The sequence below is a fragment of the Pelotalea chapellei genome (assembly GCF_018531195.1).
Lineage (GTDB): Bacteria > Desulfobacterota > Desulfuromonadia > Geobacterales > Pseudopelobacteraceae > Pelotalea > Pelotalea chapellei.
Genome location: NZ_JAHDYS010000022.1, coordinates 15815 through 37680, shown reverse-complemented (window position 1 = coordinate 37680; position 21866 = coordinate 15815). Strand labels below are relative to the sequence as shown.

22 protein-coding genes are annotated in these 21866 nt (G+C 51.1%); 1 reads left to right on the top strand and 21 read right to left on the bottom strand.

Going from position 1 to position 21866, the window contains the following annotated elements; translation table 11 throughout:
• Positions 1-40 precede the first annotated feature (40 nt).
• The 4 genes from KJB30_RS16935 to KJB30_RS16920 form a co-directional block, all read right to left on the bottom strand.
• The gene (locus KJB30_RS16935; protein WP_214301550.1) at positions 41-304 is read right to left on the bottom strand and encodes a hypothetical protein; all 264 of its coding nucleotides are present in this window, start codon (positions 302-304) and stop codon (positions 41-43) included.
• Between the two features lie 136 nt (positions 305-440).
• Entirely contained in the window at positions 441-2216 is a 1776-nt protein-coding gene (locus tag KJB30_RS16930; protein WP_214301549.1) for a putative bifunctional diguanylate cyclase/phosphodiesterase, read from the bottom strand.
• Positions 2217-2526: 310 nt separating this feature from the next.
• Entirely contained in the window at positions 2527-3873 is a 1347-nt protein-coding gene (locus KJB30_RS16925; RefSeq protein ID WP_214301548.1) for a sensor histidine kinase, read from the bottom strand.
• A gap of 60 nt (positions 3874-3933) precedes the next feature.
• Positions 3934-6492 carry a chemotaxis protein CheB gene (locus KJB30_RS16920; RefSeq protein WP_246545768.1) on the bottom strand — a complete coding sequence of 853 codons (2559 nt, stop codon included), beginning with the start codon at positions 6490-6492 and terminating at the stop codon, positions 3934-3936.
• Between the two features lie 223 nt (positions 6493-6715).
• Here KJB30_RS16920 and KJB30_RS16915 point away from each other — a divergent pair, with 223 nt between their 5' ends.
• The gene (locus tag KJB30_RS16915) at positions 6716-8029 is read left to right on the top strand and encodes a BamA/TamA family outer membrane protein (protein ID WP_214301547.1); all 1314 of its coding nucleotides are present in this window, start codon (positions 6716-6718) and stop codon (positions 8027-8029) included.
• Here KJB30_RS16915 and KJB30_RS16910 read toward each other — a convergent pair.
• The 17 genes from KJB30_RS16910 to KJB30_RS16830 form a co-directional block, all read right to left on the bottom strand.
• The gene (locus KJB30_RS16910; protein ID WP_214301546.1) at positions 8026-8991 is read right to left on the bottom strand and encodes an Lnb N-terminal periplasmic domain-containing protein; all 966 of its coding nucleotides are present in this window, start codon (positions 8989-8991) and stop codon (positions 8026-8028) included. The two genes, KJB30_RS16915 and KJB30_RS16910, sit on opposite strands and share 4 nt — an antisense overlap.
• 61 nt (positions 8992-9052) lie before the next feature.
• Positions 9053-9196, bottom strand: coding sequence for a putative endonuclease domain-containing protein (locus KJB30_RS18560; RefSeq protein WP_367619008.1), 144 nt, complete (start codon positions 9194-9196; stop codon positions 9053-9055).
• A gap of 64 nt (positions 9197-9260) precedes the next feature.
• Positions 9261-9377 (bottom strand): DUF559 domain-containing protein, encoded by a 117-nt coding sequence (locus KJB30_RS16900; protein WP_214301545.1) that lies wholly within the window; start codon positions 9375-9377, stop codon positions 9261-9263.
• A gap of 122 nt (positions 9378-9499) precedes the next feature.
• Positions 9500-9883 (bottom strand): hypothetical protein, encoded by a 384-nt coding sequence (locus KJB30_RS16895; protein ID WP_214301543.1) that lies wholly within the window; start codon positions 9881-9883, stop codon positions 9500-9502.
• Between the two features lies 1 nt (position 9884).
• Complete coding sequence (locus tag KJB30_RS16890; protein WP_214301536.1) at positions 9885-10190, bottom strand: hypothetical protein; 306 nt, start codon at positions 10188-10190, stop codon at positions 9885-9887.
• Positions 10177-10743 carry an RNA polymerase sigma factor gene (locus KJB30_RS16885; RefSeq protein WP_214301534.1) on the bottom strand — a complete coding sequence of 189 codons (567 nt, stop codon included), beginning with the start codon at positions 10741-10743 and terminating at the stop codon, positions 10177-10179. Before KJB30_RS16885 ends, KJB30_RS16890 begins: the two co-directional genes overlap by 14 nt.
• 9 nt (positions 10744-10752) lie before the next feature.
• Positions 10753-11232: a Spy/CpxP family protein refolding chaperone gene (locus tag KJB30_RS16880; RefSeq protein WP_214301532.1), complete on the bottom strand. Its 480-nt coding sequence runs from the start codon at positions 11230-11232 to the stop codon at positions 10753-10755.
• Positions 11233-11640: 408 nt separating this feature from the next.
• Positions 11641-12348 carry a zf-TFIIB domain-containing protein gene (locus KJB30_RS18555; protein ID WP_214301530.1) on the bottom strand — a complete coding sequence of 236 codons (708 nt, stop codon included), beginning with the start codon at positions 12346-12348 and terminating at the stop codon, positions 11641-11643.
• 179 nt (positions 12349-12527) lie between these two features.
• Positions 12528-13637: an SPFH domain-containing protein gene (locus tag KJB30_RS16870; protein ID WP_214301528.1), complete on the bottom strand. Its 1110-nt coding sequence runs from the start codon at positions 13635-13637 to the stop codon at positions 12528-12530.
• An 80-nt stretch (positions 13638-13717) separates the two neighbouring features.
• Positions 13718-13996 carry a type II toxin-antitoxin system RelE/ParE family toxin gene (locus KJB30_RS16865; protein ID WP_214301526.1) on the bottom strand — a complete coding sequence of 93 codons (279 nt, stop codon included), beginning with the start codon at positions 13994-13996 and terminating at the stop codon, positions 13718-13720.
• The gene (locus KJB30_RS16860; protein WP_214301524.1) at positions 13993-14460 is read right to left on the bottom strand and encodes a ParC-related protein; all 468 of its coding nucleotides are present in this window, start codon (positions 14458-14460) and stop codon (positions 13993-13995) included. The genes KJB30_RS16865 and KJB30_RS16860 overlap by 4 nt, the downstream gene beginning before the upstream one ends.
• A gap of 226 nt (positions 14461-14686) precedes the next feature.
• Positions 14687-14995 carry a hypothetical protein gene (locus KJB30_RS16855; protein WP_214301522.1) on the bottom strand — a complete coding sequence of 103 codons (309 nt, stop codon included), beginning with the start codon at positions 14993-14995 and terminating at the stop codon, positions 14687-14689.
• 57 nt (positions 14996-15052) lie between these two features.
• A complete protein-coding gene (locus KJB30_RS16850; protein ID WP_214301520.1) occupies positions 15053-16147 on the bottom strand; it encodes an ATP-dependent 6-phosphofructokinase in 1095 nt (364 codons plus the stop codon).
• 76 nt (positions 16148-16223) lie between these two features.
• The gene (locus KJB30_RS16845) at positions 16224-16685 is read right to left on the bottom strand and encodes a pyridoxamine 5'-phosphate oxidase family protein (protein ID WP_214301518.1); all 462 of its coding nucleotides are present in this window, start codon (positions 16683-16685) and stop codon (positions 16224-16226) included.
• Between the two features lie 361 nt (positions 16686-17046).
• Positions 17047-19578 carry an MMPL family transporter gene (locus KJB30_RS16840; protein ID WP_214301517.1) on the bottom strand — a complete coding sequence of 844 codons (2532 nt, stop codon included), beginning with the start codon at positions 19576-19578 and terminating at the stop codon, positions 17047-17049.
• Positions 19579-19848: 270 nt separating this feature from the next.
• Positions 19849-21000, bottom strand: coding sequence for a double-cubane-cluster-containing anaerobic reductase (locus tag KJB30_RS16835; protein ID WP_214301515.1), 1152 nt, complete (start codon positions 20998-21000; stop codon positions 19849-19851).
• The gene (locus KJB30_RS16830; protein WP_367619011.1) at positions 20997-21761 is read right to left on the bottom strand and encodes an acyl-CoA dehydratase activase; all 765 of its coding nucleotides are present in this window, start codon (positions 21759-21761) and stop codon (positions 20997-20999) included. The genes KJB30_RS16835 and KJB30_RS16830 overlap by 4 nt, the downstream gene beginning before the upstream one ends.
• Between the last annotated feature and the right edge of the window lie 105 nt (positions 21762-21866).

Below are 21866 nucleotides of genomic sequence, written 5' to 3'. Positions count from 1 at the left end.
ATCGATGTTCTTCTGGAGTGGCCACAGGATGTTTTTTTCTTTATAAATTCCGGATCAGTTGTTGGATTATAATCTTCTGCTCTATCAGCTCACTGACCTGTTGTTCATACCTCTGATTCTCTTTAGGCAGCTTTTCTTTTATTTCCTGTGCTATCCGGCGCAATGAAGCGATTTTTTCCTCAAGTGTCCGCATAGCCGAATAAAGTGCCGTCGTCACCGCTCTGGTCTGGTCTGCCAACAAACTTTCAGGCAGATAAGAGTGACCGATATGGCAACGAAAGCGCAAATATTTCCCTTCCTTCAATTCCCATAACGCTCCATTACACTCAGGACAGGTAAAACTTTATCAAATGAGCATAACGGGATCTGGGTCGAAGTAAAAGTTGAGAACCTGGCTCCGGCGTGACACACTCATTCCATAGTGCAAATTGCTTCGACTGTTAGTGTGCTCCCCTGGCTGCCAGTAAGGCGGCAAATTCGTCGGCAGGAACAGGCCGGCTGAAGTAAAAGCCCTGTCCTTCCACACAGTGATGGGATTGCAAAAATGCCAGCTGGTGCTGCGTTTCAATCCCCTCGGCCACGACACGCTGCTTGAGGCTCGAGCCCATGGCAATAACCGCGCTGACGATGGCTTCGCCGGAAAAGCCGGTATCGTCATCATCCAGGTCACGCACAAAGGAACGATCAATCTTAAGCGTGTCAATCGGGAAGCGCATCAGATAGCTGAGGCTGGAATAACCGGTCCCGAAGTCATCAATGGCGATATGAACGCCCAGCTTCTTGAGCGCGTGCAAGAGCACCGTTGTCGGCTCCGTATCCTGCATCAATCCACTTTCGGTCATTTCCAGTTCCAGGTGCCCCGGATCCAGACCGGTTTCATTGAGAATAGCAATAAGACCTTCCAAAAAATCCTTGCTATGGAATTCCCTGGAGGAAACATTGACCGCAATCTGTCCGATGTCAAGACCCGCTTCCAACCAGGCTTTTGCTTGACGACACGCTTCACGCAGTGCCCATCTCCCTATCGGCAGAATCAGACCGCTCTCCTCGGCAATCGTGATGAAGTTCATAGGATAGACGAGCTGGTCGTCAGTTTCCTGCATGCGGATAAGAGCTTCTGCGCCGGTAATTGCACCGGTATCAAGATTAACTTTTGGCTGGTAATGCAACAAGAACTTGTGCTGCTCCAGCGCCCGGTGCAGCGCCTGCTCAATGGATTGTCGCTCTACTGCGCGAATATTCATTTCAGGAAGAAAAACCTGAAAGGTGTTACGACCGCTATTCTTGGCCTGATACATCGCAGTATCGGCATTTCTCATCACCGTCTCCACATCCATGCCGTCATCGGGATAGATACTGATACCGATACTGACGTTAACGCGGAGTTGGTGGCCAAGGATGTAGTGTGGCTCAACCATCGCGTCCAGCAATTTATCCGCGGAAAGTACGGCGTCCTGCACCCCGTCAATTTCCGAAAGCAGCACCACAAACTCATCTCCTCCCTGACGACTGACCGTATCGGAAAGACGTACGCTTGCTTGCAGACGCTTTGCAACTGACTGCAACAACTGGTCACCGACCGCATGTCCGAGGGAATCATTAATGTGCTTGAAGTGGTCAAGATCGAGAAACATCAAAGCGACCTTCTTTTGATGACGTTGGGCCAGCGCTATTGACTGGGAGAGGCGATCGGTCAACAAAGACCGGTTCGGCAAGCCGGTCAGAAAATCGTGTTCAGCCATATACGACATCTGCGCGGTGGCCAGTTCGGCAGCCGCTGTCATCGTCTGGGCACGAATTGTAGCGAGGATGAGGCGTTCGTTAGCCTCTCGTATCCTGGCATTGGCGTGCTCACTGTTTATAGCTTTTACTCTGGCTCTCTCTTCACGCTGATCAGCAGCATCCTGGCGCAGATCAGCGGTATCCTGGCGCAGGTCTGCAGTACCTTCACGCAGATCAGCAATTTCTTCACGCTTGTCGGCGGTATTCTGGCGAAGATCAGCAATTTTTTCGCGTTGATCGGCAGTGGCATTGCGCTGTACTGCCGTATCTTGCCGCAACGATGCTGCTTCCTGGCGCAGGCCTGCAGTACCCTGTCGCAGATCGGCGGCCTGTTTGCGCTGACTGGCATCCACATCGGGAGATCCTGCATGTTTGTTAGCCGCAGGCAGATTCCTGGCAACACCCTTTTGATCTTTATTCCCTTTCTTGCCCATAATGTTGACCTCTATCGATATTTAATACTTTATCCGTGTCGATTGCTCGCCAGACTCCTCTCGCAGTCAGATACCTGACCGGCACAAGAAGGACGCTGGACACTAAATTATAGCAAGTAACTGCATAAAGTCCGCTCATAGCATTAAGTTGTATGAAACGACATTTCAGGGGAATTTTGCGGTTTGGGGGATACAGCGAGGGACATGTAGACTTATTGCTACTCAGGTTGTTCAAAAAGGTGCAGCAGCGCTACGCCGTACAAGGTGGCTTTCGAGGACGGCGGCGAGATGGCTGTTTTTCAACAACCTCTCAGACTTCGATTCTGAATTCCGCGCCGCTATCGGTATTGCGCACCGTCAGTCGTCCTCCCATGTTTTTCTCGATTATAATTTTGGACATATACAGGCCGATTCCGGTCCCCTTGTCCGGTCCCTTGGTGGTGAAGTACGGATCGAACAGCTTTCCAATAAATTCCTCCGCAATGCCGCCGGCGTTATCGCCGATAGTCGCCACCGACCTTTCACCTTCTGCAAACGCATAAATCGTAATCATGGCATCCACCGGGTGGCGTTCAAGTATGACATCGCGGGCATTCATCAGGATATTCAGGAGAACTTGCGCATATTCATTCGGGTAGCCATTGATCACAGGATCACCTTCTGGGTTAAAAGCAATACCGATCTTGTGATTTCCGAATGATTTATCTACGAAAGTAAGTGTATGCGAGATCGCCTCGTTGAGATGAAAAACAGTCATCTTCTTGTCAGACCGGAAAAATCCCCTGAAGTCATCGATGGTCCGTGACATTTGCTGGATCACCTTCATTGCCATTGCAACGTTTTCATCCAAGAAATCTTTGCTTAGGCTTCCCGTCTCGTGGGCAAGCGGCAGGTGTTGGACAACCAATCCCAGCGTGTTAAGCGGCTGACGCCACTGATGGGCGATGTTCTCGATCATTTCGCCCATAACAGCCTGGCGGTCCTGCAGAATCAGCACCTGGTCCTTCTGGCGCAAATCATCCACCGCCGTGGCGATGCGTGCTTCCAGATCCTTGTTGAGCTCTTCGAGTTCCCGTCGTTTCTCCTCGAGCTCCTCCTGGGCGCGCCTGCGCTCAGTGATGTCAATGATGCCCAAACGGCACTCCCGCCCGAGCTCATCCCACAAGGCCTCGATTTGCACCCAGCGGGATTGGCCATCACTGTTGTCGAGCAGCACTTCCAGGGAAGCTTTCTGCCTATTGTCCAATGCAGTGCCGAGAAAAGCAGAGAAAGCCTGGCGGTCTTCCCTTGAAACACGAAGCTCAAAGGAACGGCCTACCAGCCCTGATCGATCGCTCCCCAAAAGGGAGGCCCCGGTAAGGTTCACCTCATGAATGATCCAGTCATGGTCAAGGGTACAGTAACCGACCGGGGCAAAATCATAGAGGTCGGCATACCGCTTCAAAGCGGTTTCCACCTCATCCCTGGCCTGGCGGAGCTCTTCATTCTGCATCTCCAGCTCAATATGATGCACCTCAAGTTCATGAACGAGCCGCTTGGTTGCCTCTTCTCCTTCGGATGGGGACAAGCCAGCCCTTTTAGCATTCACACGCTCTTCGGCCCGGCGGCGCAGCTCTTCACGATTCATTTGTAAGGTTTTCTCTTTGTCGATTGGCATAGTATTCCTGCCTTGATAGATTTTCGAAAATTTCTAGTCGTTGATCGTGCGAGCTTCAGCTTAAAGCTGACTTTTGAGGTGTGAGATTTCTTCGCGCAGTTCCGCTTCCAACACCTTGGCCGCGGTGATATTTGCAAAGGTAATCACCACGCCGCCGATGACGTTTTCCATCGTGCGGTAAGGCATGATACGCACAAGGAACCAGCACCCGTCAGCGGACGATATCTGCCTCTCCGAAAAGACCAGCGTCCGCAGCACTTCGCTGGCTGTTTCGGTCATCTCGGGATAAATGAGGTTGTTGACGATGTCGGACAGCGGTCGCCCCACATCACCCGGGATCAATTTGAAGATATTATCGGCCCCCGGAGTGTACCTGCGCACCTTGAGCTCGTTATCCAGGAACACGGTGATGATTTCCGTACTGTTGAGCAGGTTCCTCATGTCGTCATTAACCCGCGACAGTTCGTTCATCTTGGATTGCTGCTCGGCATTGATTGTCTGCAGTTCTTCGTTGAGGGACTGCAGCTCTTCCCTGGAGGTGGTCAGCTCCTCGTTGGTGGATTGCAGCTCTTCATTGGTGGACTGCAACTCCTCGTTGGTGCTCTTCAATTCTTCCTGCGAAGTCTGCTTCTCTTCGCGAGTGGCCTGAAGTTCCTCGCGGACCTGCTGAAGTTCCTGCTCCAGTTCGAGAGCCCTGGCACCGCAAGGAGAAGAGCTCTTGGGGGCGCCGGACATTTTCTTCGCCGGTGGAGTTTCCACGTCGGTAAAGACGATCATCACCATTCCCCGCAGCGCCTCCGGCTCTTCGATGGCCTGCACTGTGATGTTGACGGTCTGACTGCCGGCACCCTCCCCGACCTTGAGCCCTTTGACGGTGACACTCTCTTTTTGGCGAAGAGCCTTCTGAAAGGCGCTGCCCAGATCGAAACGAAGCCCTTCTCGTGCCATGGCGAAAATATTCCAGTTGGCCTTGCCGGCCGCAGGCTCAAGATATTTGCCGGTTCGACCATTGATATAAAGAATATCCCCCTTTTCGTTGGTTAGCACGGCAGGCGGAGAAAAATGCTGCAGCAGCAGCTGATCGGCAAGCGATTGAAGATTAACTGCTGGTTTCAACATCGGCAACTCCATGGGGGCCCCTTTTTGGCCGGTGGCAAATGAGGCCGGAAAGGAAACCGGCTCAGCGGGCAGTACGGACTCGCGTTTTCGATAGAGTCGCATCTTGCTGTTGATTGGAGTGAACAACTGTTCGAAAGAGCCCACTGTTTCCGAAGTACCTAGAAGAAGGACACCGCCCGGGTTCAGGCTGTAATTAAAAAGCGGCAGAAGTTTTTTCTGCAGTTCCGGTGTCAGATAGATCAACAGGTTACGGCAGATGAGAATATCGAGCCTGGTAAACGGCGGATGCATGATGACATTCTGGGTGGCAAAAGTGACCATCTCGCGAATCTCTTTTCCCACCCGGTATTCGTTCTGATCCTTGATGAAAAACCGCTGCAGGCGCTCAGGTGACACATCGGCGACAATGTTCTCGGGATAGACACCCTGGCGCGCTTTATTGATGGCGTCGCTATCCAGATCGGTGGCAAAGATCTGCAGTGTGAAATGACCGGGGGGCTTGATCTTTTCCAGCGCCTCCTTGAAGATCATGGCCAGGGAATACGCCTCCTCTCCGGTTGAGCAGCCAACCGACCAGGCCCGCAGTATACCGCCGGTCGCAAGGTTTGCCAGGAGCGCCGGAAGGGCCACGTTCTGCAACTGTTCCCAGGCCGCCGGATCGCGAAAAAAGCTGGTCACGCCAATCAGAAGCTCCTTGAAGAGAATCTCCACCTCCTGGGGGTTCTCCTGCAAGAAACGAACATAGGAGCCGATACGTTTTATCTGGTGAATGCCCATGCGTCGCTCTACCCGCCGGTCCACGGTGTTCTTCTTGTACATCGAAAAATCGTGGCCGGTCCTGGTCCGTAAAATAATCAGGACTTTTTCCAGAGCGTTGTAGTCCCTCTCCACCAGAGGTGATTCGCTTGTGGCAAGCACACGGGCATAGCGTAAATAGTCGATGATCTTGGTGGGTAGATCCTGGGCCGGGGCTATCAGGTCGGCCAACCCTGCACCAATGGCACTCCTCGGCATACTGTCGAATTTGGCCGTGGCAGGTTCCTGCACCAGCGCCACCCCCCCCTTTTCCTTGATTGCCCGAAGGCCCATCGTGCCGTCCGAGCCCATGCCGGAAAGGATCACACCGATGCTTCGCTCCTGCCGGTCATCGGCAAGCGAACGGAGAAAGTAATCGATGGGGAGGCGCAGGCCGCGGGGAGCCGCGGGCTCGAACAGGTGCAGCACACCGTGCAAAACGGATAAATCCTTGTTGGGGGGAATTACATAGACGCAGTCCGGCTTGACTCGCATACGGTCCCTGATCTGGAGAACCTGCATGGGGGTGGCGCGTTGGAGCAGTTCGGGCAGGATACCCTTATGATTCGGGTCAAGGTGCTGAATGACGACAAAGGCCATGCCGCTCCCGGGGGGCACATTCGCCAGGAATTGCTCCAGCGCCTCCAGTCCGCCGGCGGAAGCGCCGATGCCGACAATTGGGAAAGGGAGCAGTTCAGGTGCCAAGGGTTTTTCCGGGGGGGGGGGGTAGCTTGCCCTTATTTGTTGGGTGCAGTTTCTTTACCATGTCACTTTGTATAGCAGTATTCTTAAAAATCACAAAAATATTTCTGCTGTGCAATCGACAGTTTATTTAACCTTGCCATCCTTGAATCGGCAGCAACGCATGATATTTTTATAAGGCACTTTAATTACTCTTCCCTCCCCTTGAAGGTGGAGGAACTTTGAAGTGAGAGCCAGCATGTTCAGGCACCACGTTAAAATTTTATGTACTCTGGCTTGTGTGTTTGTTTTCGCCACTGCCCGGGCCGAAGAGCCACTGCCCGTGGAGCAGCGCGCCGGTCAAGCCTTGGATGGTGCGCATGATGAATATCGCACCCCCCTTGCCGGTGATGAATTGAACACTACTTTCTTAGGTTATCCCATTCATGTCCCACAACGCAATCGTGACAATGTCTTTGCCGTGATCACCCTGGGTGGCATGTATTTCACCCCTCAACTGGGGGGCTCCGATGTATTGCCGATCGGTGCCCTCTACTGGCGCCATCGTTGGGAAAAACACAATGTACGCGCCCTGGTATCGATTTTTCAAAACGAACTGGATCTGACCCGAAGCTTTGGCGAACTGGAACTGCTCGGGCATCTGGAGAACGAGACTCTTCCGGTTCCAACGACAGAAATCGTCAATGGTAAAGAAGTCAAGGAGAGCTCGATCTGGTGGGGAACTTTCTCCGGCTGGCTCGGTACTGGCTGGCGTAGACCGGTCGCCCCGTATCATGTGGACAACGATCTGAAGCTGCAGGCGTTCTACCATGCCGGCTATCTCTACTCAAATACCTCCAGGGATACCGGTCCGCAGGTGCGACTTCCTCCTGACACCCTGGTACACGGCTTAAGGCTGCGTGGACGCTACGACAGTTTCAGTCGAAACCTGCTGGAACTTCCTCACTCGGGTTGGGCCGGGGGTGTGGATCTGGAACTGACAAGGCGGGATACCTGGTCGGATGCCAATTACGGAGGTGGCGATTTGCGAGGCGCAAGCACCAGGGATTATGTGAAATTTTCCGGCTATCTTTCCGGTGCCATGGGAATACCTGGACTGTCCGAACGGAACCGACTGCTTGCCAGCGTGTACGGCGGGTTCACCCCCGATCACAACCTGGACCGTTTTTCATCCTTTCGCATAGGGGGCGGCCCCTTCCCGAGTGAAAACGTCGATCTCATCCGCCACCCCTACCCCGGGGCAGTGTTCAGCCAGTTCTATGCATCCGATTACGCAATCGGCACCCTGGAGTATCGTAGAGAGCTGTTCTTCTTTCTGTACCTCCACCTGAGAGAAACCTTTGTGTGGGCCAATCGCAACATCTTTTCCTCCCCACAGCAAAAATTTTCGGAAGCCAGGGGAGACGCTTTTTCGGTTGGCCTGACCAGCGGCTTTTTATGGCAATCCCAACTCTATCTGGAATATACCCGCGATAACGGCTTTCTCAGAAATGGTGCCTCCGGGAGCAGCCTGCTCGTGCTGTGGTCGAAAATCTTTTAAAGCACTCCTGCCCTGATGCGCCTCGAAAAATCGGAAGCATCCCCAGTTGCGTTGGCCGTTCCATTGATATAACTACGCTTCTTCAAATCAGAAAGCGGCAGGCTCCGGTCAAGCACCCCCTCTTCATACATGAACCTGTCCACATAGCCGTTGGCAACAAGCCTCCAGTCCCATTTGCCCCTGGGATTATAGGGTGCGGTATGGCCGCGGAGGTTGGGGGTGCAGTTGTTGGTGAGCGCGTTGTACCATTCCGGCTGTTCCCTCAGCCGATTCACTACCCGCAGATACTCCAGGAGCGTTGACCGCATGACCTCCTTGGACGCATTGAGACGGAAGAGATAGACATCCTCATGGCGATAATTGGTGCGCAAGCGGACCAGATCCCGCTCATCGGCAACCACATAGGTCAGTTCATACTGTTTGAAAAAGCCCTTCACTGCTGAGTATTTCTGGCCAATGCATTTGCGTGTTTCGATGGAAAAACAGAGATAGCGTCCATCATCGAATCCAAAACTCATCATGGTATGTGCTATGAGCGGTGACCCCCAGTAGACAAGGAAATTGTCGACACTCCTCAGCTGGGCGAGATTAAAGCTTGCGTCATAGTGCCGCACGGTATAGTCGCTTTCGCTTCGATAGTCCACATTGCGGATGTTGTGGATGGTCACCATGTTGCCATCGATGGTGGCGGATGGAAGCAGGGCCACATCCGGCTGCCAGTCCCGATTGTTCGAGGGGGGGATGCTGAGCCACCAGAGCAGTACGACGACGAAGATGGCACCAAAACCAGAGATCGCGAATACATGCGCCCGGATAAAGTAAAAAGCGCCGAACGACCCAATCGCGAACAGGGCCGCAGCGATCGGGCGAACCACTGCCGGAAGGTTGGAATAGTAGATCGCCAGGCTAGCCCAGCAGACCATGCAGGTCAAGATGAACCAACCCAGTATATGCAAGCACACCTTCAATTCTCCCTCCGAAAGTAACTGATAATGGCCGAACCTTTTTCAAATTCCCCGGTAATCATCGCCCCCCTCCCCTGGCGGACCCACAGGGCCTAAAGGAGGGGGCTGGGGGTGGGGAAGTCGCTTTCAGGCAATGCAGCCTGATGAGTTCAAGAACACCTTCAATGTTTTCAAATACTTCATTGTTCCAAAATCGTTGCACAACAAAGCCGTTTTTACGCAGACAAGCATCTCTTTGTTCATCGTACTACCCCGTTTTCCGCGTGCTATCCACCGTCAAGCTCAATGATAATCCTTGTATCGAAGGATACGAAATCAACAATATATGCCTCAATCACATAGGCAGCACGCGCGATGCCGATACGGGCGTTGGCGGAAGACATGTGACGTTCGCTCGAAGCGATATCCGGCCATCGTTCCAGCAGCTCCGAAGGGAGGATCAGCGGAATTGTGGGGGGAGTGTCAACCAGGGGCCGAGTGGCAAGTGAGAACGACCAAAAACCGTTCAGGGTTCCTCCGGCCGATGGCGCTTTTTACGTTCTTCTATGATAACCCGAAATTTTTCCCGCTGTTCCGGAGTCAGGATGGTAGCGATGCGTGCCTGTCCCTGCTCGAGAATGGCCTGAATCTGAGGGTGATACTGTTTCCTGATCTGCTGCATGGCACGATGATTTTCATGGATGATCGCTCTGACCTGCTCCTGTTGCCTGCTGTCAAGGTCGAGCTTTCGTGTCAGCTTGGAGACGATGACTTCCTCCTTTGCCTCCGGTCCCCCCTTTATGAATGACTCCATCCTGGCACGATGAACCATATGCGTCACGATGGCGCCACTGGCGGCCCCCAAGGCAAAAATAAGCAGTATCCCGATGATCGCTTTCATGTTTTTCATCTCACTCTCCCAACAGATAGTTTCTTGCCATCTGCTCCTCCTGCCCCCCGGTGATGGCCGCAAACAGGTCACTGGATCTCGCCGGGTTGAGGGTAAAGCTGCAGATCAGTATGAGCAGGGCAATAACAGCAAAAGCCGGCAGCATTCGCCAGATCATCAATTGCCAGGGGACTCTGGTCCTGCGCTCTGACAATCGTGCCATCAGCCTGGTTTCAAAATGCGCTTCAAGGGCCGAGGTATCAGGCTGCTCACGTCGCGCCGTGGCAAAAAGAGCATCCAGTTTTTGATCACCATCATTTCGCATCATGTTTCTCCAGAATTTTCCTGAGTGCCTGGCGCGCACGGAATGCGCGCACCTTCACATTTGCCTCGCTCCAACCTGTCAGCTGTGATGTTTCCCGCAGGGTCATTTCTTCCAACTCCATCAGGGTGATCACCAGCCGTTCATCAGGCGAAAGAAAAGTCATTGCCTGATGCAGCAGCTGCCGTGCCTGTCGTGCATCACTGCGTGCCGCTTCGGCATCGTCTTTAAGTTCAAACGGCATGTCATCCAACGTCTGGTGGCGTTTTCCATGCCGGTTTCTGCGCAGTGCATCGTAGCCGGCATGAACTGCAATTTTAGTGACCCAGTGCTCAAAAGGAGCCTCCTGACCGCGAAACTTCCCCAGATTCTCATAGGCCTTGATAAAGACCTCCTGGCAGATATCTTCCAGGTCGTCGTTGTCCCGCGCAAACCGTGAGGCAAGCCGGAAGATGCGACCCTTGTGCCGGGCAACAAGACGGGCAAACGCCTCATCATTGCCAGTCAGAGTGGCCGCGATGAGGCGTTCGTCGGATAATTGCTGTGTAACATCATCCATTGATTAGAATCACTGTACCCGTTTGGATCGTTTTCCCTGATGGGCGCGATTTTCCATACGCTTGTCGCGCTGCGCCTGAAGTTCCTTGGCCTTGGCAATTTGTTCCGGTGTCAGGATTGCCCTGATCTCCTGATGGACACGAGCGCGCTGCACTGCCAGGTCAGCCTGTATGGCAGCAACCTTTGCAGATTGTGCCCGAATGGCAGCCTCGTCGATGGTGTCTGCCTGAACAAGTGACCGCAACGCAAGCCGTTCGGTCTTCATCTGCTTGAAAAGAGGTTCTGCCGCAGGCTTGTTACGATCGAAGATTTCCTTGATCTGCTGCTTTTGCTGTGGAGACAGCTGCAGTTCCTTTGCCATCTGTTTCATGTGTTGGGCAATCGGTGCCGGACCATCGTCACCAATGTACGCAGGGGCTGTGGCGGGTGCAAGAGCTACTGACGTCATAATCACCGCAGCAGCCAGAGTGTATTTAATTCCAGGCTTCATGTTGTTTCCTCCTTACTGAAATGGACATCTGTCTGGTTAGACGGCAGCGGGGAGATAAAGGTTACAAAAAATAATAATAAAATGTAAGGACGGGTTTAAAACCCGGCCATAAGATGATCTTGAATTGCCCGGGTGCCATAGCGGGCAAATTCGTTTTGATAGTGTGAAACAGAGAGAGTACCCATCTACAAAGTATAGCAGGGATTTGGGATCTACCATGTGTGGCGGGGGTTAACGGAGATTGTGAAAATGGTAAGCGAGAAACAATACCGGAAAAGAAAACATTAGCCTCACGAAAATCCCTTGATTTAAAGACCTTTGATCTAAGCTAAAACGGTTTCGGTTGTGCTTTTCTCTGCGTTCTCCGCGGGCTCTGCGAGAGACAACTTTGCAACGAGATCAGCTGATCTAGATCCTTGTAAAGAAGCGAACAACTGTGGCTACGACATCAACAATATTAAGTGTATCACTACCTGAAGTTCCACCAAAGATTGAGGAATCATCTTCGGCTGGACACCTGCCGGTGGCAGAATCCATCGACTTTTTCCGCAACTCGAGATCCCTCTCCTTCTCTTGCCTTTTCTTCTCTTCTTCAAGCTTTTCTTGGTGAAGAAGCTTTCCACCTGCTTTCATCCATTCAAACAGATGTCTGAGTTCGCCACCGTCAAGCCACACCCCGTGATCTTTGCAGCGGTCCACGATGACACCACTTTTTGCGCCGAAGTTCATGCGATTCATCAATGTGCAGCACACAGGGCACTTGATATAGGTAATGGCATAATCGCCGGTTCCCAAGACCTTGTTGATGCTGTCCAACCGTACTCTGTTGATTTCAAAGACGTTGGAAACCGTGGAATCAAGAAGCGCTTCCAACTCACCCGGATCGAAAAACAGGCCGCAACACTGATCACACCGTTCAATCAGGAACTTCCCATCTGCCTTCAGATTGATGGTTCTCAGGCTAACGGAGCACCGCGGACAGGTACGCCCGGAATCCGTTTTGTGGGTTGTATAGTAATGGATACCAGCGAGGTCGGTATCGTTGCGGCTTCCACAATATTCACATATGATCGAGTTCGGCGGAAGCGGCGCCGAACAACTGCTGCAATGTGCCACGCTGTCTCCTGTGCTGATTTGTTAGATCAAAATATTGGAACCAAAGACATTGATCAATACTAATTTCCCGCTAATCATTTCAACAGGTCTCCTCCCCCCGCTGGGGGGAGGAGACCTGTTGTGCTTCTCTCTGCGTTCTCTGCGGGCTCTGCGAGAGCCGACTTTATGGGTAGAATTTTCTATTGTGGCAACGGCGGCGGGTTACTATCAAACAGCAACACAAACTCGGGGAATTTTCCTGCTGCCTCCCACCCTTCCATGCCTGCCTTCCACATCAGCGTCTCTTCTGTGATTGCCCCTTTTCCGATGTAGGCAGCGACTGCAGTTTCATCAAAAGGTCCAGCCTGTTTGCCGTTTTTGCCGACAAAATAGTTAACAGCTGCCGCCCCCGGGGGAAGAGTCGGAGGAGACGAGCCTTGCGGTTCCACCGGAGGCGGAGCCATGACTTTACCCATTTGGTTGGCCATGGCAAAACCGATTCCCATACCTACCCCCGCCGAAGCATCGCCACCGGGATTTTTAGCCGCCATTTCCATGGCATTTGCGCCCTGAAACTTGACGAAATTGTCCAGGTTGCCGATGACTCCTATGCTGGTTCTTTTGTCCAAAGCCTCCTCAACCTCTATCGGAAGGGAAATATTTTCAACCAGCAGCTTGGTCACATCCAGACCATATTCCAGAAACTCCGGGGCAATTTTATCTTTCAGGCGCGCGGAGAGCTCATCATAATTAGCCGCCAGGTCGAGCACAGAAATTCCGCTTTCACCCAGCAGGTCCGAAAACCGGGTCACAATCAGATTTTTCAACTGGTCGCAGATTCCTTCAAGCGTAAAATGCGCGCCGGTTCCGACAATCTCCCGTACGAAACGGGCTGGGTCAACTACCCTCACCACATAGGTACCGTAAGACCGCAGCCGCACCGGACCGAATTCAGAATCGCGAAGCATCACCGGATTCTTGGTCCCCCACTTGAGGTTGGTAAAGTTCTTTGTGTTGACGAAATAGACCTCTGCCTTGAAGGGGCTGTCAAAGAGGTACTTCCATCCCCTGAGAGTGGAAAGCACCGGGAGATTTCGGGTTGCCAGCTCATGCCGACCGGGGGAAAAGACGTCGGCAATTTTGCCCTGATCCACAAACACCGCTGCCTGGGACTGGCGCACGATCAGTTGCGCGCCCTGCTTGATTTCATTTTCATACCGAGGAAACCGCCATGCCAACGTATCGTTGGACTCGTCGATCCACTCGATGATGTCGATAAATTCAGCTTTGATCTCTTGCCATAAAGTCATTGGATCTCCTTTGCTCTGTATAATGCGGTGCTCTTCTCAGAACAGCATGCCGAGGCTTCAAAGTTTTATCCAGCGAGTGCTCATTTCGGCCATTTCTGCGCCCCGTGAATGAAGCGTAATATTTCTATCCTTTTTCCCTCGATGCGGTAAACCACAATGAATGGGGTGCGACTGATTACCAGTTCACGAGTTCCCCTTACTCTCCCTACTCGCCCCATTTTAGGTTGTGTGGTGAGTAGGGATGTTTGACGCTCTATCTCTTCGTCTTGGGAGATTGCCGCGAACGGATCGTCCAAGGCGATGTAATCAAGCTGGTCGTATCGCTCATTTATGGCTACTTCCAACCATAACAGTTTCACGCAACACGCTCTTTAGCCTGTTTGGTCCACGCTGCACGACGTTGCGCGCCCCTCGCCTCAACTTCTTCATTGGACACCCATACTGCGTTTGGATCGTCCGCTTGCCGGATGCCTTCTTCAACCTGATCTCTAAACCACTTGTCATGCTCGGCTGCGTCAAACGTGCGCTTCATCCGGACAGCTGAGTCTGGACGGTGAGTTTTTTTATTAGTTGGATCGTAATTACTTGCATTGACAAAAAATTGAGAGATGCCAATTTCTTTCAAGTAACTTACAAGGGTTTCGAATCGGCTGAATGTACGTATGGCCCCGCGGCGTGCTGCTAATGCCCGTTCGACCATGCCGTATTTAATAACGATTCCCCATCCTCCTGGCTGGCCCACTACGTCTGCAGCTTTGACGGCTCCCGCTTCGACTAAATGTTGCAAGGTCACATGATCTATAGTTTCGCTTGATAGTGCCATATGTACCTCCTTTATTTGCTTCTATCACAATAACCATTTAGTATCTAAATGGCAACCACTAAATATTTGTTTGCGATCAACTCCTAAACATTTACAGATCGGCCTGGATCAGCCGGACACAGAGCAAAAAGCAAAGAGGCCACAAGGCAGGGATTAAAATCAAAATCCATTGCCTTATGGCCACATGAAAATTTAAAGAATTTTTTCCTTTGCACTGCCTAATGCCTCAAAGCAGCTCTATCTGACTTGCACGGACAATCAGCGATTCCTGCCTGAAGAGCGACTCCAGCCTCTCTCTGAATTCTTTCCACCAGTCATGGTTTAGTTCCTTTGCCATGACTTCATAGATGACGATCTCATCCCGTACAGCGCAACACTTCCCCTCTTTCCATAACCCTTCGGCGGGAGACCTAAGGTAGGTCGTTATGCCTCCGAAGTGTTCGGCAAGTTCATCCCTGACCTGGAGGTACATTGACTGGGGGAAAGGATGTCCTTCATTGTCGCACAGGGGCAGCAGCAGTTGGATCAGATGCATGAAAAACACCTCCCTTTTAGCAGGCTCTTAAAAACGTATCCAGGTCCCGCAGTAGTTTTAATCTCCGAAACATATGCCCAGATCCCGGGCGGTCAGCACAGTATCCCCATCTACAAGAACCCTTTTCTGTATCCCTAGCGCTTCTCCAAGCGGGACCAGCGCAATTTCCGGTGAACGGAGAGCGACCATGTGATTGAAATTTCCATCCTCAATGGCTCTCACGGCAGCTGCCCCGAACCTTAAGGAAAGCAGGCGGTCGAAAGTGGATGGCGATCCCCCTCGCTGCAGGTGTCCCAGCACGATCGAACGTGAATCCTTGCCGGTGCGCTTTGTAATCTCGTTGGCAACGTGTTCGGCAATTCCTCCCAGAACCACATGCTGCCGGCCCGCCTCACCGGCACCCTTTGCGATCACATTACCATCCTTGGGAACTGCACCTTCGGCAACGACGACGATGGCATATTTGTGACCATGCAGCTCATTGTCCATCAGCTTGTCGCACACCTTTTCGATATCGTACGGAATTTCGGGGATCAGGATTACATCGGCGTTACCGGATATACCGCTGTTAAGGGCGATAAAGCCGGCATTGCGCCCCATCAATTCTACCACCATGACCCGATCATGGGATTTTGCAGTGGAGTGAAGACGGTCAATTGCCTCGGTTGCGATGCTGACTGCAGTATCAAAACCAAAGGAAATGACGGTTCCCCCCATATCGTTGTCAATGGTTTTGGGAACACCGATCACAGGCATCCCTTTTTCGGCAAAACGATGGGCAATTTCGAGGCTGCCGTCGCCACCGACTGCAATAAGCGCATCAAACCGGAGACGGCGGAAGTTGTCCATGACTCTGTCGGACAGATCACGCTGTTCGTATTCGCCGATGGCATTCATAACCGGCATCATGAAAGGATTGCCCTTATTGGTGGTTCCGAGAATGGTCCCCCCGACACTGGCAATTCCATTAACCTTCTCGGGGGTCAGGTGGATGAGTTCATCCGGATTCAGCAGGCCGGCATAACCGCTTTTAATACCGTACACATCCCATTGACGGTTACAGGCAGCCATGGTTACCGCCTCGATGACAGCGTTCAAGCCCGGCGCATCACCGCCGCCAGTATTGATGCAAATCTTCATTCTCTTTGACATGCGTTACCTCTGCTGATCGGGATTGGATTATTAAACTAATCGCGGATTGTTATAGCATAAAAATTTTAATTATAAACTACCTTCGGGCCTTCCCGCTGATATGATTTATCTCGATCTTGAACACCTTTGTGGCCGCATCTTTCTGCCCGATATATGCTTTGCCCTCTTCGACATAACCCGAACAATATTTTTCCAGAAGCCACACCAATGCATCATAGCGCTCGGCACCGCTGACTTCGGAGACAACGCCAAAGACCACGGCACTTTCATATTCGGTGGCAAATTTATCGGGAAGAATTTTCGTCGTACCGACAACGCAAAAAGATACTTTTGCATTGTCCTTAAAGTTGTCAAGCTTGTGCCCACTGACAGCGCAGTGGAAATAGATGGCATCGTTCCTGTACACATAGCTTAAGGGCATGCCGTATGGCTGACCCTCTTTGCCTACCGTGGAGAGGACCCCGTATTCAGCCTTACCAAGTAGAGCCCTTGCCTCTTGACCGGTTATCTCCCGGTCACTTCTCCGAATGGTTTTCATGTGAAATTCCCACCTGACTTTAAAATTCCTGAGGATTAACCTAGCCTGTATATCAGCTTTCATCAACTCAAAATAATCCGCGTTGCCAGGTTTGTATTATCTCGGCAAAATGAAAAGGGCTTCCGATGATGGAGGCCCTTTTTTTATAAAATCAGGTGCGATGGTCATGGCGAATATGAACAGAGTGCAAAAAGGTTACTTCTTGGTGCAGAAAAAACTTTTTCATTGCCCATGACCGAAAGAAAACTGTTGCCAGCCTTTATCCTAATTGCAGGTTCCAATCAGGAGTACCAATGTACAAGGCCACTTTTCTGGTTAAAAGTGGCCTTGTTGTTTGACGCAGCATGGAACTGAATTCTTCTCAGGATGATCGCTTCAGAAATGTAAAGTGTATGATTGCAGGCACCGCTACAAGTGTAAATATCGTAGTCGCAGCTACCCCGATATTGGTCGCCCACCCGATTGAGGCCATCGCACCATAATCGGTAAGTGCGAGAGAGCCAAATCCTGCAATAGTTGTGAGACCTGAGAGGAAAACAGCGCGGCCGGATTGTATGAATCGTCTCTCGAACTCATCTTCTGGGCAATTTCTGACCCGGTGTGCGACATGCAGGCCGTAGTCACTGCCCATCCCCAGGATCGTCACCAGAACCATCACATTCATGAAGTTGAGACTCATGCCGGTCAAAGACATGACTCCAATCATGGCGATGACACCGGCTGAAACAGGGAAAAGAGAGCAGAGAATCCCTGTGAGTGAACTGAAGTGCGAAATGAGCAGAAAAAATACCATGACTGCACCGATCAAAACCGCCCACACGAAACTATGTTTCACCGATTCGGTCAATTGCTGGCTGACTAAATCCACACTGGTAGCGCGAACACCGGGCACTGCTGCTTTGAGATCCCGAAGAAATACATCCGAGTGAAATTCATTACCGATGTAATTGAGGTACGTGAGAAGGTGATAACCATCGGTAGTGTGCGCAAGGTGTCGTTCAACCAACCCTCTGAAGGGAGACGCCGCGAGACGCTGAACCCCTTCGGAAAACGGGATTACCTGGGCACCAGGGAGTCCGGCAATGCTGTTGACATAGTCCGAAAAGTGCTCCAATGAAAAATCTTCCTTCTGCAACGCTCGATCCAATTCAGTCTTCAGTTCTCCAGCCACCGGCCAGTTCTTGACACGGCGTATCACTTCCTCCTGCTTGTTTTCATCATTGATCACATTCATCAGCGATGAATATGCAACCAGCTCTCCCTGCTGCTTGTATCGTTCTGCCAAGGCAGCGACAGCGCCCCCCTTTGTTGTGATTTCCGCCAGATTTTCACCTTCTACCGCGACGATCATCTCCTTCGGACTGATACTCAGATGCTGCTCAAGTTTTTGTTGTGCCTGAAAAGCCTCCGACGATTTTGGCTGGAGATTTTTGAGTTCCGATTCAAAAGAAATTTCAGTCGCTGACACAAAAAAACAGGCCGTGACAATGAGACAGGCAGCCACTGCACTTTTAGGACGGCTGTAAGCCATATACCAGACACGGCCGAAACCGAATGTAGGGAGTGGGCGGTATTGCATCCGTGGATGTTTTCTGTCCAGGAACAACAGAAGTGGCGGCAGGAAGAACAGCGTCGCATACAGTGAGGAAATGACACCAAGCCCAACCAGGACGCCTAGTTCAGCAAGTGCGCGCACGTCTGAAACAACCAGCGCTAGGAATGGAAAAGCCGTGGTCGTGCCGGCGGTAAACAAGGCATGTCCTGTATCCACGACAGTGAGCCGCAGTGCCTCTTCCGTCGATCGTCCCGAATACCGTTCAAAATGAAATCGGTCATACATATGAATGGAATAGTCGGTGCCGATGCCAATGATGAGCGAAGCAAAGGCGAACGAGATGACACTCATTGTTGGATAAATCAGGCCTCCGATAGCTACTGCGTACACGATGCCGAAACAGAGAATGACCGGTATCAGGAGTGTCGGCAGGAACCTGCGGTATGACGCATAAAAAAGCGCCAGAACGATCACCAGCGATAGGAACACACCCTCGATAACGTTCTTCTTCATTATCTCTTCATCGGTGACTGCGCTCAGGTGGGCACCAGCGCATGAAATACTGACCGGTGAACCCTTACGTGCTTCATTTATGCCGGCGACCAGCTTCCTGGCGAATACTATGTCAGTAACCGGGCGGGCCGGCTCGGCTATGATGATTAGGACCTTCCCGTCACGCGACATCAAGAACGGTGAAGAGGTATCGAGGTCAAGGGCTTCCGAAGCCTTCTTCAAGCGTGGCAGGATCAAGTCGCGGAGGTACAGAGGATCCACTGCAATCAGATCTTTAAGAGATGCCAGGGTAGCGAGCTCTGTTTTTGCTTTCTGAAGAGACTGATCAATCTTCGGCTGAGAAAGGTACTGTAAGAACTTTTCCGTATCCGCAGGTGGCACAAAGAGCTGAGGATGGGTTACCGCATACCCGATGAAGTCGGTGAAGGGCTTTGCTTCTTCCGCATCGAAGATCCGGTTTTTTACCGTCTTGAAAGCCGGCTGACCATCGACCCGCAGTTCTCGCAGTTTTGTTGCAAAGACATCAGCTTCACCCGTCAGCTTCCCCTTCTCTCCCTCAAGCAGAAAGTAAGCGTTTCCCGAGCTTCCTGTCCATTTCATGGTGTCGACAAAAAGAGACAAGGGACCCTTATGGGGGAACATTTTGAAGATGTCAGCTTCAAATTCGATTCTGGTGATCGAAAAGCAGGATATCAGGAAAAACAGACAGCAGAACGCAAGCACAATTGCAGGCTTCTGGGTGGTCACCCTGTAAACCCATTCAAGATGGTGCTGGATGGCAGAACGCGCTGTGGAAACAACTTTGCGAGGCAATTTTAGGAACATGGCTCTCATTCGACTGAAGTATTTTGGGGTCGTAAGCTTTGCATAACGGACGCAACTTCGCAAGAGCTTATGACAACGCTGCCGGCATTGTACTTCCTGTTATACTTTAGCAGAGGTATCCCCAACAGTCCTCGAAACAGGGAGTAGTAATGGGTAACTGAAACGTTTGAGACCATAAAGGGTCCCTTGAAGTGATTAAAATTCATCATTCAAGGGACCCTTTACATTAAACCTGCGCCTTCCAGAATAACTACAATCTGCAATCTGCCACTACATCTCCAAAGCTGCACCGATTCTTGTCTTTAATTGCCCAAGATCCTGAGCAGAAAAGTCTGTCACAACTTTAAGATAATTCACTCCAAGATCATTTCTGACATACGACTCAACTTTTACTGCTTCAACATTGTAGGTATGGCACGATTGCAACACGAGGTCGATAACAAGATCAGGTTTTAGCAGAGCAACTTGCTTCTTAAGCGTATCTGTTCGCCCGGTGTTTGGAGTCATGCACGCACATGGAATTTCCAGGTAACGTTTTGCAATAGCCATCAGTGGATCGCCACTTCCTTCTTCAATCTTGCCGACATAGGGCTTAAGGCCGGTACAACTATCCAGACCCACAATTGTCGCCCCCTCCTCGTCAACCAGCTTGAGCACTTTCAAAACATCGCCACCAATTGGGCATCCTGTTATCAATACACGCTTGGCATTCTCTTCTGAGGTAAAAATACCCTTTTCTTGGCGTTCCGTAAGTATCGCAATAATTTCATTCAGTTTGGCAATTGTCTCAGCGCCACTTGAAACCATGGCATAGCTCGAAACTTCATACATTTCCTGCCAGGTAATTACCGAGGGTTTATGGGCACCAAAGGCGAAAATTCGTTCCACCAGACTGTTTTTGATATTGCTGGCCTGGATGCTCTCCTCAATGTCGCTATCACTTATCGTAGTAGCAAACTCTGATTCCAGAAACTTTTTAAACCCGGTGACAGAATGTTTCCAATACTCGACCGCTCCTTCGTTTGTCGGACACTGGGGAAGATCCATGACATACAGGGGACGATGCTTTTCAATGAGCTCGAACATTTTCTTTTTGCCATCGCAGGTTGTCTCGCCAACAACGGCATCAGTCAGTTCAAAGAAGGGGCAGGTTTTCAGTTCAATAAATCCAAAACTTGATTTAATCAGCGGACAGAGGTTGGTGGGAAGCGTCTCTTCTGCCTTGGCTATTGGTGCGTTGGAAAAAGCGCATAATACCGCTGGGACGCCACCCATGGCCCAGACCAATTCTACCGGCGCATAGGAACAGTAGGCCCCCACAACTTTGGAGCCGGTTTCACGTTTTTTTATGACCTGCCCAAGCGCCCGTTTTAAAGGAAAATCGGCATAATCATCGGTAAAGAGCGGTGTCAGTTGACTCATTGCTTCTCCTTGTTTTTGTTGAGGAAGTTTTTTGATAACAGAGCGGCGCCATAGGCACCGAAGAAGTCGGGATATTCCGGAACGATAACTTTTTTATCAAGTGCGTCCGCAAGAAAGGTAACAAGCGCCCCGTTTTTAGCACCACCGCCAACAAATAGAATTGACGATGAATCAGCGGTTATCATCTTTGACGCAAGTGAGACTAATTTTTTCAAAAGTGACTCGTGGATAGCTCTGGCGATATCTTCGACGGAAATTCCAGTGGTCAGAAGCGAGATCACTTCCGATTCAGCAAACACAGTGCAGGTGCTATTGATCTCGAGTGATTTGTCACCTTTGATTGCCGCTGCAACGAGTTCGTTCAAACTCAGGCCCAATGTCGCCGCCATCATTTCAAAGAACTTTCCGGTGCCGGCAGAACACTTGTCGTTCATCTCGAATTTAAGGAGCTGACCATTCTGGCGATTAATCAACAACGCTTTCGTATCTTGTCCCCCAAGATCGATCACGGTTTCAATTTCTTTGTAAAAGTGATGCGCAGAAGTAGTGTAGGCCTTGATTTCCGTCGCCGCCTCGCCACCTAATATCTTTTGCGATAGATGACGGCCATAACCGGTCGAGACCAGTGCATCCCAACTGTTACTTTCTTTTATTACAGATAACTGCGAGGCCAGATCTATCGAGGTCTCAGCCTGGAAGCGATTGGTAATTTCATAAGTCTCGCCATCCAGGAGAACAAACTCGATACTTCGCGAACCGATGTCAATTCCTGCAAGTTTGATAAATACTCCTGACTTTACAAATTAAAGCTGCACAAATTTTACATCCAGAGTACCCAGGCGTCTTGAATGTTTTTCATAATCCAG

Coding starts and splice junctions, on each gene's coding strand:
- KJB30_RS16930 (WP_214301549.1), bottom strand. CDS start 2,216: ATGGGCAAGAAAGGGAATAAAGATCAAAAGGGTGTTGCCAGGAATCTG.
- KJB30_RS16925 (WP_214301548.1), bottom strand. CDS start 3,873: ATGCCAATCGACAAAGAGAAAACCTTACAAATGAATCGTGAAGAGCTG.
- KJB30_RS16900 (WP_214301545.1), bottom strand. CDS start 9,377: ATGTCTTCCGCCAACGCCCGTATCGGCATCGCGCGTGCTGCCTATGTG.
- KJB30_RS16895 (WP_214301543.1), bottom strand. CDS start 9,883: ATGAAAAACATGAAAGCGATCATCGGGATACTGCTTATTTTTGCCTTG.
- KJB30_RS16890 (WP_214301536.1), bottom strand. CDS start 10,190: ATGATGCGAAATGATGGTGATCAAAAACTGGATGCTCTTTTTGCCACG.
- KJB30_RS16885 (WP_214301534.1), bottom strand. CDS start 10,743: ATGGATGATGTTACACAGCAATTATCCGACGAACGCCTCATCGCGGCC.
- KJB30_RS16880 (WP_214301532.1), bottom strand. CDS start 11,232: ATGAAGCCTGGAATTAAATACACTCTGGCTGCTGCGGTGATTATGACG.
- KJB30_RS16870 (WP_214301528.1), bottom strand. CDS start 13,637: ATGACTTTATGGCAAGAGATCAAAGCTGAATTTATCGACATCATCGAG.
- KJB30_RS16860 (WP_214301524.1), bottom strand. CDS start 14,460: ATGGCACTATCAAGCGAAACTATAGATCATGTGACCTTGCAACATTTA.
- KJB30_RS16855 (WP_214301522.1), bottom strand. CDS start 14,995: ATGCATCTGATCCAACTGCTGCTGCCCCTGTGCGACAATGAAGGACAT.
- KJB30_RS16850 (WP_214301520.1), bottom strand. CDS start 16,147: ATGTCAAAGAGAATGAAGATTTGCATCAATACTGGCGGCGGTGATGCG.
- KJB30_RS16845 (WP_214301518.1), bottom strand. CDS start 16,685: ATGAAAACCATTCGGAGAAGTGACCGGGAGATAACCGGTCAAGAGGCA.
- KJB30_RS16840 (WP_214301517.1), bottom strand. CDS start 19,578: ATGTTCCTAAAATTGCCTCGCAAAGTTGTTTCCACAGCGCGTTCTGCC.
- KJB30_RS16835 (WP_214301515.1), bottom strand. CDS start 21,000: ATGAGTCAACTGACACCGCTCTTTACCGATGATTATGCCGATTTTCCT.